Annotated in this window: 3 pseudogenes; all 3 read right to left on the bottom strand. The window is 68.2% G+C overall.

Annotated features, from left to right (window positions below):
- Positions 1-22: 22 nt before the first annotated feature.
- Positions 23-1,396, bottom strand: a pseudogene (locus tag BW992_RS27615) (amino acid adenylation domain-containing protein); the annotation flags it as partial.
- Between the two features lie 180 nt (positions 1,397-1,576).
- Positions 1,577-12,772: pseudogene (locus BW992_RS27610) on the bottom strand (amino acid adenylation domain-containing protein); the annotation flags it as partial.
- A pseudogene (locus tag BW992_RS27605) lies at positions 12,758-15,601 on the bottom strand (non-ribosomal peptide synthetase); the annotation flags it as partial. The pseudogenes BW992_RS27605 and BW992_RS27610, both read right to left, overlap by 15 nt.
- Positions 15,602-15,634 lie beyond the last annotated feature (33 nt).

Genomic DNA, 15,634 nt, shown 5'->3' with positions numbered 1-15,634 from the left:
GCCACTGCGGTAGCTGGACATAGGCACCGGGCAGCATGTGGGCCGGTAACTGCTCGGCGAGTGCCGCGCGCAATTGCCCGGGTTCCAGGTGCTGGCCTGGTTCGGCCAGCAGGTAGGCGACCAGGCGCGGGTCGCCGGGTTCGTCCTGGCGGGCCAGGACCGCCGCCGAGCGCACGCCATCCAAGCCCGCGAGCCGCGCTTCGATTTCCCCCAGTTCGATGCGGAAACCGCGCACCTTGACCTGCTGGTCGTTGCGGCCCAGGTACTGGAGCACGCCGTCGGCGGTCCAGCGTGCCAGGTCTCCGGTCTTGTACAGGCGCTCGCCGTGGCCGCCGGCAAAGCGCGCCGGCTGGAAACGCTCGGCATCGAGGACTGCCCGATTCAGGTAGCCACGCGCCAGGCCTGGCCCGGCGATGTGCAATTCGCCCCCCACGCCCCGGGGCACCAGCTCGCCCTCGGCGTCGAGCAGGTAGACGCGCAGGTCCGGGATCGGCCGGCCAATGGGCACCAGCCCGGCGTCGGTGGCGCAGAGCGCGGGTTCGATCAACTGGTAGGTGACGTGCACGCAGGTCTCGGTGATGCCGTACATGTTCACCAGGCGTGTGGCCTGGCTGTCCGGCCGGTCGAACCACGGCCTCAAGGCCGCGCCGTCCAGGGCTTCGCCACCGAAGATCACGTAGCGAAGGCGGTGGGGCTCGCCGCCCGTGTGTTTCATCCAGGCGTAGAACGCGCTGGGGGTCTGGTTGAGCACGGTGACGCCGGTTTCCACCACCAGGCGGTAGAAATCCTCCGGGCTGCGGGATGTCAGGTAGGGCACCACCACCAGGCGGCCGCCATGCAGCAGCGCACCCCAGATTTCCCAGACCGAGAAATCGAAGGCGAAGGAGTGGAACAGCGTCCAGACGTCCCGGTCGTTGAAGCCGAACCAGGCGTCGGTGGCGCTGAACAGCCGCAGCACCGCGCGATGTTCGATCATCACGCCCTTGGGTTCGCCGGTGGAACCCGAGGTGTAGATGATATAGGCCAGGTCCGTATCGCTGGCCCGGGGATCGCTTGCCGGGTTCGCCCCAGACAGATGGCTCCAGCCACCGGCGTCCGGGTCCAGCGAAACGGTGACGCACGATGCCGGCGCCCGCACTGTTGCCGGCAGTGCTTCGAGGGCCAGGAGCACCTGCGGCGCGCTGTCGTCGAGCATGAAATTCAGGCGCTGCGCCGGATAGACCGGATCCAGGGGCACATAGGCGCCTCCGGCCTTGAGGGTGGCGAGGATGCCGACCAAAAGGTCGAGACCCCGCTCGGCCAGGATCGCCACGCGGTCATCCGGGCCCACGCCCAGCTCGCGCAGGCGATGGGCCAGGCGATTGGCCCGTTCGTTGAGCGCCCGGTAGCTCAAGCTCTGCGTCCCGAACTGAACCGCCACCGCGTCGCCACGGCTAGCCACCTGGGCCTCGAAGCGCTGGTGCAGGCGCTCACCGACCGGCGCCGGCAAGCCGGGCGGCGGCGGATTGAAGCCGTGCAGCAACTGGTCGCGTTCGGCCTGGCTGAGCAGGTCGATGCCGGCCACGGGTTGCCGATCGTCGTCCACCATCGCCCGCAATACCGCCAGCAACGCATGCCAGTGACGGTCCACGGTATCGGCATCGAACAGGGCGGTGGCGTAGTTGAATCCGCCCTTGATGGCGTCGCCCACCTCATGGACATCCAGGGCCAGGTCGAACTTGGCCGTGCTGACCGGCGCGCCGACGCTGTGCAACTGCAGGCCATTGCCCAGGTCCAGGTTGCCCTGGGGAGCGTTCTGCCAGGCCAGCATCAATTGGAAAATGGCGTTGTGGGCCAGTGAGCGAGGCGGGTTGAGTGCTTCGATGACCTGCTCGAACGGTATGTCCTGGTGCTCCTGGGCGGCCAATGCCAGGCCCTTGACCTGGGCCAGCAACGTGTCCACCCGGGGCCCTTCGTCCAAGTCGATGCGCAGGGCCTGGAAGTTCACGAAGAAGCCGATCATCGATTCGAGCTCGACCCGGTTGCGATTGGCCACGGGCGAGCCGATGACCACCTCCGATTGTCCCGAGAATCGGCTGACCACCACGGCCCAGGCCGCCAGCAAGGTCATGTACAGGGTCGTGCCATGGCGCCGTCCGAGGGCCTTGAGCGCCTGGGTCAGTCCGGGCTCGATGCGCACCGGCAGGCTGGCCCCGGCGTAGTCCTGCCGGGCCGGACGAGGGCGGTCGGTGGGCAGGGTGACGCAAGTCGGCGCACCGCTCAGGTGTCGTGTCCAATAGGTGCGTTGGCGTTGCAGTTCGTCTGCTTGCAGCCATTGGCGTTGCCACAGCGTGTAGTCGCCATACTGGCGGGCCAGGGGCGGCAGGGGATCGCCCCGGCCCTGGCTGAAGGCCTGGTAAAGACCGGAGAACTCCTCGGTGAGCACGCCCATGGACCAGCCGTCCGAGACCAGGTGGTGCACGGTCACCAGCAGGACATGGTCATCGGCGCCCAGGCGTAACAGGCAGGCGCGGATCGGCCACTGGCTCGTCAGGTCGAACGGCTGATTGGCCTGCTCGGCGCACAGCGCTTGCCAGTCCGCCGCGCCGGGCACGCTCAGGTCGACGACCTCCAGGGCCAGCGAGCGTGGCGGGTCGATCACCTGACGCGCCTGGCCGGCGAGGCTCACGAACCGGGTCCGCAGGCTTTCATGACGGGCGACGATACGATCCAGGGCACGACGCAACGCCTCGATATCCAGTTCGCCACGCAGCCGCAAGCCTGCCGGCATGTTGAAGGCTGCCGTCGAATCCGGATTGAGCTGTTGGATCAGCCAGAGGTTCTGTTGAGCGAACGACAGGGGCAGGGGCTGGCTGCGGTCGGCCTCCTGCAAGGGGCCCAGGCGACTGTGCCCGGCGTCCTGCAGCACGCTGGCCAGGGCGTGCAAGCTCGGTTGGGCGAAGACCGCCGACAGCGGCACTTCCAGGCCCAGCCGGTGACGCACTTGAGCCAGCAATCGCAGGGCCAGCAAGGAGTGTCCGCCCAAGGCGAAGAAGTCGTCCTGGCGGCCGATGGGCTCGACCCCCAGCAGTTCGCTCCAGATCGCCGCCAGGGTGGTCTCCAGTTCGCCTTGGGGCGGGCTGTATTCGGTCTGCGCGAACGCCTCGGGAGCCGGTGCCGGCAGGCGCTGCCGATCGACCTTGCCATTGCCGGTCTGCGGCAGTGCCTGCAGCTGTACGAAGGCGCTGGGCAGCATGTATTCGGGCAAGCGTTCGCTCAGCTGGCTGCGCAAGGCCAGGGGCGACAGTGGCTCGGTGGCGCTGAAGTAGGCGATCAGGCGCGGATGGCCCCCGTCCCCCGGCAGCATCACCACCACCGATTCGCGCACACCGGGTACCTGGTCGAGGCGGCTCTCCACCTCCGTCAGTTCGACGCGATAGCCACGGATCTTCACTTGCGAGTCGTTGCGTCCCAGGTATTGCAGCGTACCTTCGGCGGTCCAGCGCGCCAGGTCGCCGGTCTTATAGAGACGCGCGCCAGGGGCGGCATCGAACGGATGGGCGATGAAGCGCTCGGCGGTCAGGTCCGGCCGATTCAGGTAGCCCTGGGCCAGGGCCACGCCGGCGACGTGCAGTTCGCCGGCGACGCCTTGGGGGACCCAGTGGCCGTTGGCATCGAGCAGGCACACCTGGGTGTTGGCGATGGGGCGCCCGATCACCGGCACGTCTGCCCACTGCTCGGGGGCGTCGGGCAGGGTGTGCGTACACACCACGTGGGTTTCGGTCGGGCCGTAGTGGTTGTGCAGCCGCGCGCGCGGGTGGCGCTTGAACAGCTCGCGCAACGGGCCGGTGATGCGCAACGCTTCGCCGGCGACCACCACATCGCGCAGGGCGGGCAGTTCCACGGGGTCGCTGGCCCAATTTTCGGCCAGGCCCGCCAGGGCGATATAGGGCAGGAACAGCCGCTCGATGCGCTCCTGGGCAAGCCAGTGCGGCAACGCCGCGAGATCCAGGCGCTGGGCTTCTTCCAGCAGCACCAGGGTACCGCCGCTGCCCAGGGTCGAGAAGATTTCCTGGAACGCGACATCGAACCCCAAGGCGGCGAATTGCAGGGTCCGGGCCGGCCCGGGCAGCGCCTGTGCGGCTTGCCAGGCCAACAGGTTGCTCAGGGCCAGGTGACCCATGGCCACGCCCTTGGGCAACCCGGTGGAGCCGGAGGTGTACATGACGTAGGCCAGGTCCGAAAGGGACGGTTGTCCAAGTGGCGGCGCGGCAAGGGCCTGGTCTGCCGTAACCGCCAGTCGAACCGACAGCGGCGTGCACGTGTCGCCGACTCGCAGCCCTTCGACACGCTGGTCATCCCACAGCAGCAGGCACGGCTGGCAATCCTCGACGATGCCCTGGCGACGAGCCAGGGGCTGACTGGGATCGAGCGGCACATAGGCCGCCCCGGTCTTGAGCGTGGCAATCACTGCCAGCACCATCTCCAGGCTGCGCGGCAGGTGGATGGCCACCCGCTGGCCGGTGCCGGCCCCTTGTTCGATCATCCGCCAGGCCAGGTGATTGGCCTGACGGTCGAGCTCGGCGTAGCTCAGCCCGCGCCCATGCAACTCGACCGCGATAGCGTCGGGCTGCTCCAGTGCCCTGCGTTCGAACCGTTCATGCACCCAGCCCGCCTGGGGGAACGGGGTCGGGGCCGGGTTGAGCTGGTGCAGCAGGCGCTCACGCTCCTGTGCATCCACCAGGGACAGGTGCGCCAGCGGCTGCCGATCGTCGGCGCACAACTGGCGCAGCACGTTGACCAGGTAACCCCAGTGCCGTTGCAGGCTGTCGGCATCGAACAGCGCGGTGGCGTAGTTGAGCCCGCCGACGATGCACCCTTGGGCTTCGTAGAGTTCCAGGGACACGTCGAACGGCGCGGTGGTCTGCTCGGCAGCCAAGGGCGCGAGGCTCAGCCCGTCGAGGTCGAGGGCGCCGCGGGGCGCGTTCTGCCAGGCGAACATCAGTTGGAATACCGGGCTGTGGGCCAGGGAACGCGGCGGGTTGAGGGCTTCGACCACCTGTTCGAAAGGTACGTCCTGGTGGGCCTGGGCCTGCAACGCATGCTGGCGCACCTGGGCCAGCAACTGGCCGACGTCCGGCTGTCCGCCCAGGTCGATACACAGCGCCTGGGTGTTGACGAAGAAGCCGATCAATGGCTCGACTTCACTGCGGGTGCGGTTGGCCACCGGCGTGCCGATCACCACGCGTTCCTGTACGGCGAGGCGCCCGATCACGATCGCCCAGGCCGCCAGCAGTGTCATGTACAGCGACGTGCCATGGCGGCGGCTCAAGGCCTTGAGCGCGGCGCTCAACGGCGCGTCCAGCGCCACGGCCAGGCGTGCCCCGGAGAAATCCTGGCGCGGCGGCCGTGGCCGATCGCTGGGCAGGTCCAACCGTTGCGGTGCGTCGCGCAGATGCTCCAGCCAATAGGCCAGTTGCTCGGCGTGGCGCTCGCCCACCAGCCATTCCCGCTGCCAGGCGGCATAGTCGGCGTACTGGATCGCCAGGGCCGGCAGTGGATCCGGCGCACCTTGGCGAAACGCCCGGTACAACAGCGACAGTTCGTCGATCAGCACGCCGATGGACCAGCCGTCGGCAACGATGTGGTGCAGGGTCACTTGCAACACATGACTGGCGGGGTTCTGGCGCGCCAGCAACACTCGCAGCAAGGGGCCTTCGTCCAGGGCGAACGGCTGCGCCGCATCGCTCGCCAGGACCGCCCGCAGATCGCTCGCGTCCGGCTCCAGGCGCGAGAAGCTCCAGCGCGGCTGCGGGTCGACGACTTGCCTCACTTCGCCGTCCTGCTCGATGAAGCGCGTGCGCAGTACGGCGTGGCGCTCGACGATGCGGGTCAGGGCGTTGCGCAGGGCGGCTTCGTCCAGTTCGCCGTCCAGGCGCAGGGCGCCACTGATGTGGTACGCGGCGCTCGCCTGGGCGTCCAGGCGGGCGATGAACCAAAGGCGCTGCTGGGCAAAGGACAGGGGCCGGACGGCCGCTTCCGGCAGCACGGCGATCGGTGCCAGCGCGGAGCGTGAGGCGCTGCCCATGAGAGTGGCCAGTTCGGCCACGGTGGGGTGGGCATACAAGGTGGCCAGGGACAACTCCAGGCCCAGGCGTTGGCGCACCCGGGATACCCATTGCACCGCCAGCAGCGAATGCCCGCCCAATTCGAAGAAGTTGTCGTGGCGACCGACCCGGGCGACGGCCAAAAGGTCGCACCAGATCTCGGCCATGAGCGTTTCCTGTTCCCCCCGCGGCGCCTCGTAGGCCTGGACGGCCCAGGCTTCTTCCCCAGGTGCCGGCAGGGCCGCGCGGTCGAGCTTGCCGTTGGGGGTCAGGGGCAGGACATCCAGGGGCACGATCAGCGCCGGCACCATGTACCCCGGCAGACGGCTCGCCAGGGCGTCGCGCAAGGCGCCGGGCACCAGCGGCGCGCTGTCCTCGGCCGCGACGGCATAGGCCACCAGGGCCGGTTCGCGAGCGCCGCGCCGGACCGCCAGCACGGCGGCGGCCGCCACCTGAGGCAGGGCGAGCAGGGCGGCTTCGATTTCCCCCAGTTCGATGCGGAAGCCGCGAATCTTGACCTGGAAGTCGTTGCGCCCCAGGTAATGGAGCTGGCCGTCGGCGTCCCAGAAGCCCAGGTCGCCGGTGCGGTACAGGCGAGCCGCCGGATCATCGCTGAACGGATCGGCCAGGAAGCGCTCGCGGGTCAGTTCCGGTCGGCGATGGTAGCCGCGCCCGACACCTGCGCCGCCGATGTACAGCTCTCCCATCACGCCGATCGGCAGCGGTTGCAAGGCCTCGTCCAGGACATGCACCTGGGTGTTGTCGATGGGCCGGCCAATGTGCGGGACGAAACCCTGTTCGCGGTCCATCGACACCCAGGTCGAGTAGACCGTGGTTTCGGTGGGGCCATAGAGGTTATTGACCCGACGCACCTCGCTGTCGGCGAACAGCCGTTCCACCAGGTGGCGCGGCAGGGCTTCGCCGGCCAGGTTGAGGGTTTGCAGCGAAGCCGGCAGGGCATCGGCCCGCAGCAACGCGTCGGCAGCTGACGGCACGGTGTTGAGCAGGCTCAACGCCGGGCGCCGTTCAAGCAGGGCAAGGGCGTCGTCCACCAGTTCCAGCACGCCACCGCAGGATAACGGCACGAAGCATTCGAACACCGACAGGTCGAAGTTGATGGAGGTGCTGAACAGGCTGTGTTCCAGGGTCTGAGGGTCGAAGCTGCGCAAGGCCCAGTCGAGGAAGTTGCGGGCGTTACCGTGCTCGATCATCACCCCCTTGGGTTGGCCGGTGGAGCCGGAGGTGTAGATCATGTAGGCCAGGTGGCGGGACTCCAATGCCGGTGCCTCCAATGCCGGCGCCAACGCTGTGGCGTCCGTCTCGTCGCTGCGCAGTGCGCGGTCCACATCGAGGCGCTGGCAGTCAGCGGCAAGGACAAGGTCCAGTGGCGCATCGCTCATGGTCAGTATCGCCACCGGCGCGCTGTCATCGAGCATGTAGGCCAGGCGTTGCGCGGGATAGGCCGGGTCCAGGGGCACATAGGCGCCGCCGGCCTTGAGCACGGCGAGCAGCGCGACGATCAGTTCCGGGCTGCGCCGCAGGTGGATGCCGACCCGAGCGTCGGGGCCTACCCCCAGCGCCCGCAGGTGCCGGGCCAGGCGAGTGGCCTGCTGATCGAGTTGCCCATAGCTGAGCACGCGCGCGTCGCAGCGCACCGCGTCGGCCGCGGGAGTGAGACGCGCCTGGGCTTCGAAGCGTTCGTGCAGCAAGGCCCGTTCCGGCCGCGGGCGCTGCGTGGCATTGAAACGCGCCAGCCGCAGGTGTTCTTGTGCCGGCAGGACATTCAGGGTCCGGGCGAGCCGTTGCGGGCTGTTTTCCAGGGCATCCACCAGGCTGGCGAGGGCCTGATGCATGAAGTCCCAGGCTCGCTGAGCACCCACTGCCCCGGCGATCTGTGCGGTCACGCTGAAACCTTCGCCGAGGTCGTCCACGGAAAACGTGAAGGGATAATTGGTGCGTTCGGCGGTGCTCAGTACGCGCATGCCTTCGACACTCTGGTGGGGCGTGTCTTGCAGGCTGTAGCGGAAATTCAGCAGCGCGGAAAAGAGCGGGGTCCCCGCCGGCACGCCACTGCAGCGTTGGGCCAGGGCCAGGGCCGCATGTTCGTGTTCGAGCAAGGCCATCAGCGCCTGGTGGGTGTGCTGCAGGCTGTCGCCGATCGGGCTGTTCGCCAAGTCGATGCGCAGGGGCAGGGTATTGATGAACACCCCCAGCGCCTGGTCGGCCCCCTGCACGCCTTGCAAGCGACCCAGCAAGACCGTGCCGAACACCACGTCGGCGCGTCCGGTGGCTTTGCCCAGCACCAGGGCCATGGCCAGGTGGAACAGGCTGGCGGCGCTCACTTGGTGGCGTCGCGCCGCCTGGCGCAGGGCCCGCGCCAGTTCCGGTTCCAATGTCCCGCGGGCCTCGTCGAGGGCGCCGGTATTCTGAACGTCGAGCAGGCCGAACGGTGCCGTGGGTTCGCTGACGTCGGCCAGCATGCGCTGGAAAAAAGCCTGCTGCCGGTCGGTGTCCTGGCCATGTCGAGCGTTGGCCACGAAATGGCGGAACGGTACGGGCTCACGTAGCTGCGCTGCCTGGCCCTGCTGGATCAGGACGATCTCCTCGACCATGCGTTCCAGCGTGGTGTGGTCCAGCACCAGATGGTGGTGCAGTACCTGCAGTAACCAGCGTTGCTCCCGGGCGTCGAATGCCTTCACCACCCGCAGCAGAGGCGCCTGGCGGATGTCCAGGCGCCGGGTGCGGGCGTCGGTGTGGGCCAGCAGTTGGGTGAGCGCATCGGCTTCGGTGATGCGCAGGACCTCGATGGGCAACGGCGCCTCGCGCCAGACCACCTGCACCGGCTCGTCGAGGCCCTCCCAGGCCAGGGCGGTCCGCAGGATATCGTGGCGGGCGATGACTTGCTGCAGTGCCAGGCAGAACCCATCCAGTCGCGCCTCGTCGGTGAACGCCAGGGTGGTGTGCAGCAGGTAGGTATCGCCTTGGTCCTGGAGCAAATAATGAAAGAACAGGCCCTCTTGCAGGGGAGCCATCGGATAGATGTCCTGCACGTTGGCCGCGCCGCCTTCGACATTGGCGACGATACGGTCGATCTGCGCCTGGGTCAGGTGCACCAAGGGCAGCATTTCAGGTGTGATGCGGGTGCAGCCCGGGGCAATGGCGGTGCCCGCCGAAACGGGGGCCTGGTCAGAAGCTTGCGGGCGTTGCGCCAGGGCGACGGCCAGCGCGGCGACATTGGGCGTGGCGAACAAGGTGCGCACGTCGAGGGACCAGCCTTGCGTACGCAGTTGCTCCACCATCTGCACGGCCAGCAGGGAGTGACCGCCCAGGGCAAAGAAATTGTCCTGGCGACCGACACGCGGTACGCCCAGGACCTGGGCCCAGAGTTCGGCCAGGCGGGTTTCCACCGGTCCCTGCGGCGCGTCGTAGCGGTGCAGGGCGAAGTGAGCTTCTCCCGGCTCGGGCAAGGTGCGGCGGTCTAGCTTGCCGTTGGCGGTGAGGCTGAAGGCGTCCATCTGGACGAACGCGGCGGGCAGCATGTAGTCCGGGAGCACCGCGGCCAACCGGGCGCGCAGTTCGCTGGGGTCCTGGGCGCTGGTGGCGGTGAAGTAGGCCAGCAGGCGTTGCTGGGCGTCGGCCAGCACCACCGCTTCGGTCACGGGTGGCAAGGCCTTGAGCTGCGCCTCGATCTCCCCCAGCTCGATCCGGAAACCGCGGATCTTGACCTGGAAGTCGTTGCGCCCCAGGAACAGCAACACGCCGTCGACGCGCCAGCGCGCCAGGTCGCCGGTGCGGTACAACCGCGCCCCCGGCGTCGGGTCGAAGGGATGGGGCACGAAGCGCTGTTCGCTCAACTGCGGCTGGTTCAGGTAACCCAGGGCCAGGCCATCGCCGCCGATGTACAGCTCGCCGGCGACGCCGATGGGCACGGGGCGACGTTGGTCGTCGAGCACGTAGACCTGGGTATTGCCGATCGGCTTGCCGATGGGAATGTCACCGGCCAGGGCGTCTTCCAGGGTGATGCGATGGGTGGTGGCGAAGGTGGTGCTTTCGGTGGGACCGTAGCCGTTGAGCAGATGCTGGGGCGGCGAGTGGCGCAACACCTGGGCGATGCGCCGGGGATCGAGCACATCGCCGCCCACCATCAGGTAGCGCAGGGCCGCGAAGGCCGGGGCCAGAGGTTCGGCGAACTGATGGAACAGCCCGGCGGTGAGCCAGAGGACGCTGACTTCATGGCGCAGCAGATGTTCATTGAACCGGGCCGCATCCAGCAGGGTGTCGCGGGGACAGACCACCAGGCAGCCGCCGTTGAGCAATGCGCCCCAGATTTCCAGGGTGCTGGCGTCGAAGGCCGGGTTGGCGGCCAGGGCGATGCGATCCTGGGCGTTGAAATCGGCGAAACCGTTGTTGCGCACCAGGCGGGTGATGGCGCGGTGGGGCACCTGCACCCCCTTGGGCACGCCGGTCGAGCCGGAGGTGTACATGACGCAGGCCGTCGCGTCGGCGGGCCGCGGTACATCCGCGGCGGGCGCCGCGACGCTGTCCAGGGTGTCTTCCCAGGTCGCCAAGGCAAGGGATTGGACGGCTGGGTCCGCGGGGATCGAGTGCGGTTCGTCCACCAGCAACCAGGCGCTGCCGCAATCGTGCAGCAGATTGCGGCGCCGCTCCGAGGGCGTGGCCGTGTCGATGGGCACATAGGCCGCGCCGTTTTTCAGGATCGCCAGGATCGCCACGATCAACCGTGGGCCACGGGCAAGGCACAGGGCAACCCGGGCGCCCGGCACCACGCCGTGTTCGGCCAGCCAACCGGCCAGTCGGCTGGCGCGCTCATCGAGCTGGCGATAGCTCAGGGACTGCTCGCCGGTCTGGATCGCCGTCGCCTCGGGCCGCCGCTTGACCTGCGCCTCGAACAGGCGAGGCAGCGACTCATCGCGAGGGTAGTCACGGGCGGTGGCATTGAAGGTGTGCAGCACGTGTTCGCGCTCGGCCGGGCCGAGAATGGACACGGCCTCGAGCGGTTGTCGGTCATCGGCGACCAATGCTTGCAGGGTGGTGTGCAAGGCCTGCCAGTGACGTTGCACAGTGTCGGCCTCGAACAGGGCGGTGGCGTAGATGAACCGACCGGCAATCCGGCCGTCACGCTCGTGCAGGTCCAGGGTCAGGTCGAACTTGGCGCTGTCTTCGTGGGTGGATAACGGCGTCAGCTCCAGCGAGTCCAGCTCCAGGCTGGGCTGCGGGGCGTTCTGCCAGGCGAACATGACCTGGAAGATCGGACTGTGGGCCAATGAGCGCGAGGGGTTCAATGCCTCGACCAATTGCTCGAAGGCAACTTCCTGATGGGCCTGCGCATCCAGGGCGGTACGCCGCACCTGGGCCAGCAGTTGGCTGAACGCATCGACCTCACCGAGCCGCACCCGCAACGCCTGGGTGTTGACGAAAAAGCCGACCAGCGGCTCGACCTCCGCCCGGGTCCGGTTCGCCAGGACCGAACCGATGACCAGGTCGTCCTGCCCCGACAGGCGCGCCAGCACCACCGACCACGCGGCCAGGAGCGTCATGAACAGGGTGCAGCCATGTCGTTCGGCCACGTGCTTGAGCGACTGGACCAGGTGGGCGTCGATGCCCACCTCCAGGCTGGCACCGGTGAAATCCTGGTGCGCCGGGCGAGGGCGGTCCAGGGCGAGGTTCAACAGCGGCGGTGCGTCTTCGAGCTGGGTGCGCCAGTAGGCCAGTTGTTCGGCGATCCGTTGCGCCTGGCGCGCAGAGCGCTGCCACAGGGCATAGTCGGCGTACTGGATGGCCAGTGGCGGCAGGCGGTCGGCCTGGCCGTGGACAAAGGCCCGGTACAGTTCAGTCAGTTCCCGGGTGATGACCGATAACGACCAGGCATCGCCGACGATGTGGTGCAGCGTGACCAGCAAGACGTGCTCCTGCTCCTCCAGGCGCAACAGGCGCGCACGGATCAGCGGACCGCGCGCCAGGTCGAACGGTGCCTGGGCCTCGGCGGTGCAGTGGGCCTGGAAGACCGCCGGGGGCTGGCCGCGCAGGTCGTCGACGGGCATGGCGAAGGCCTGCGGCGGGTCGATGATCTGGAACGGTTGCGCGCCCTCGGAAACGAACCGGGTGCGCAAGGCTTCATGCCGCTCGACGATTCGCGACAGGGCGGCCTGCAACGCCGCTGGGTCAAGCGCTCCCCGCAGGCGCAGTCCGCCGGCCATGTGGTAGGCCGCGCTGGCCTGGGCATCGAGGTGGGCGATGAACCACAGGCGCTGCTGGGCGAAGGACAACGGTAGCCGCGCCGGGCGCATCGCCGCCGGAACAGGCGCCGCCCCGGACAACCCGGACGCTCCCAGGGATTCGATGGCACGGGCCTGCCGCGCCAGGGTCGGGTGATCGAACACGCAGGCCAGGGGCAGTTCGATGCGCAGTTGCTGGCGCAGTTGGGAAATCAGTTGCACCGCCAGCAGCGAATGGCCGCCGGATTGGAAGAAATGGTCCTCACGGCCTACCCGTGGGCGTCCCAGCAGGCGACTCCAGATCGACGCCAGTTGAGTCTCCAGCGGCCCTTGGGGCGCTTCGAAATGATCGCTTTCCGTCTGCTCCGGCGCCGGCAGCGCGCCGCGGTCCAGCTTGCCGTTGGGGGTCAGGGGCAGGGTCGGCAAGGCCACGTAGGCCCCAGGCTGCATGTACTCAGGCAGACAGGCGTGCAGGGCCTCGCGTAACTGGGCCTCGGATACCGGGCTGTCCGCCTGCCCCACCCAGTACGCCACCAGGCGCGGATCGCCGCTGGCGTCTTCGCGGGCGATCACGACGGCATGCAACACCCCGGGCACCCGGGCCAGGGCGGCTTCGATTTCTCCCAGCTCGATGCGGTAGCCACGCACCTTGACCTGGAAGTCGTTGCGCCCCAGGTAGAGAAGCTGACCGTCGGCAGTCCAGCGACCCAGGTCGCCGGTGCGGTACATCCGGGCCCCGGCCTGGAGCGCGAACGGGTCGTCGACGAAGCGCTCCTGGGTCAGCTCGGGTCGGTTCAGGTAGCCCCGGGCAACGCCGGCACCCCCGATATAGAGTTCGCCCACCACGCCCTGGGGCACCAACTGGCGGTGCGCATCGAGAATGTAGACCTGGGTATTGTCCAGCGGTCGTCCGATACCGGGGACGAAACCCTGCTCACGACTCATCGACACCCACGTCGAGTAGGTGGTGGTCTCCGAAGGGCCGTACAGGTTGCACAGGCGTTGCACTGCGCTGTGGGCGAACACCTGCTCCACCAGGCTTTGCTTGAGGGGCTCGCCGGCCAGGTTGACCACCTGTGTTGACCCTGGGATCGCCTGGGCATTGACCAGCGCATCAAGGGCCGAAGGCACGCTGTTGATCAGTGTGACCGGCACGGGGCGGTCGAGCAAGGCCAAGGCGTTGGTGGCCACGTGCAAGGTGGCGCCGGCGGCCAGGGGCACGAAATATTCGAACACCGCCAGGTCGAAATTGATCGAGGTGGCGAAGAGGCTGTCCCGCAGGCTGGCGGTATCGAACGCATGCAGCGCCCAGTGCAGCAGGTTGCAAGCGTTGCGGTGCTCGATCATCACGCCCTTGGGCGTGCCGGTGGATCCCGAGGTATAGATGACATAGGCCAGGTGAGCGCTGGTCAGGCCAAGGCTGGCGGGATCCGGGTCATGGACGGGTTGTTCGGCCAGGCGCGCCTTGACAGGGGCCGCGTCCAGGCAAAGCACTTCGCAACCGGCGGGCGCCGGGACGCTCGATTGCAGCGTGCCGAGTGTCAGCAGCGCGCGAGGCGTGCTGTCGGCGAGCATGTGCAGCAGGCGTTCCCGCGGGTAGGCCGGGTCCAGCGGCACATAGGCGGCACCGGCCTTGAGAATGCCGAGCAGGGCGATCAGCAGGTGGGGGCCACGCTCCAGGCAGATCGCCACGCGGCTGTCCGGCTCGACACCGGCCTGCAGCAGCAGGTGCGCCAGCCGATTGGCCTGGGTATTGAGCGCCTCATAGGTCAGGGGGCTGGTACCGTTGGCGGCGTCGAAACGGGCGGCGATGGCCTGGGGTTGCCGTTGGGCCTGCCGCTCCACGGCCAGGTGCAGCAGAGCCGGGCCGTTATGCGGGCGGGTGGTGGCGTTGAACGTGCGCAGGACCCGCTCCTGTTCGGCGGCGGGCAATACCGAAAGCTGGCAAGCCAGGGTCAGGGGACGCTGTTCCAGGGCGTCGAGCAGGTTCTCCAACGCGGTGCGCAGCCAGCCCAGTACCGGTTCGGCGCCCACCTGGTGATCGATTTGCAGGCTCAGCGAAAAGCCTTCCCCCAGGTCGTCCACCGACAGGTTGAAGGGGTAGTTGGTGCGCTCCTCACCGCCCAGAACCTGCATGCCATCGACCTGGGGTGCATGCCCGGGGGCCGCACTGTGGCGATAGTTGAGCAACGCCGAGAACAGCGCGGTGCCGCTGGGCAAGGCGCTGCAACGCTGGGCCAGGCCCAGGGGGGCGTGCTCGTGGGCGATCAGCCGGCTGAGCAGCGTGTGGGTGTCGCGCAATGCCTGTTCCACGGAGACGGCCAGGCGTACCCGCAGGGGCAGTGTATTGATGAACAGGCCCATGGCACTGGTCGCTTCGCCGGCACCCAGCAGGCGACCGAACATCACGGTGCCGAAGACCACGTCGTCGCGGCCGCTGGACTTGCCCAGGACCAATGCCCAGGCAAGATGGAACAGGCTGGCGCTGCTGACCCCCAGGACACGCGCACGCTCACGGATCCGCCGGCTCAGGTCGAGGGTGAGTGCGGTCTCCAGGGTCTGTACCTGGTTGCCATCGCCGCGTACGTCCAAAAGGCCGCAGGGCGCGGTGGGTTCGTCGATGTCCCCCAGCAGCTCGGTGAAGAATGCCTCGTGCAGCGCTTCGCCCAGGCCCTGGCGTGCGCGCAACACGAAATCCCGGAACGGCTGCGGCGGCTGCAGATCCGCCAGACGGCCTTGCTGGATCGCGGCGACTTCTCCCACCAGGCGTTCCAGCGAGGTATGGTCCATTACCGCGTGGTGATGCAGCAATTGCAGCAGCCAGCGTCCGGTTCCCGGATCCTCGGCGGCCACGGCGCGCATCAGGGGCGCCTGGCGCAGGTCCAGGCGCTGATGACGCGGGTCGGCATGGGCACGCAGAGCGGCCTCGACGTCGACCTGGCTCGGATGGAGGACTTCCAGCGCCAGGGGCGCATGGCGCCAGACTACCTGCACCGGCTCGTCAAGGCCCTCCCAGGCCAGTGCCGTGCGCAGGATGTCGTGGCGGGCGATGGCCTGGTTGAGGGCATCCATGAAACGTCGCAGGCAGGGCTCATCGTCGAAGGCCAGCAGCACATGCAGCAGATAGGTATCGCCGTGCTGCTGGAGCAGGTGATGAAAGAGGATGCCCGCCTGCAACGGCACCAGAGGATAGATGTCCTGGATATTGGCGCAGCCGCCCGGCACGCTGGCGACGATACTGGCGATCTGTGCTTCGTCCAACTGGCAGAGATCGAGCATCGCCGGGGTGATGTCGTCGGTGCCTGGCGGCAG

The sequence above is a fragment of the Pseudomonas sp. 7SR1 genome (assembly GCF_900156465.1).
GTDB lineage: Bacteria > Pseudomonadota > Gammaproteobacteria > Pseudomonadales > Pseudomonadaceae > Aquipseudomonas.
This window is presented reverse-complemented; position numbering and strand designations above follow the sequence as displayed.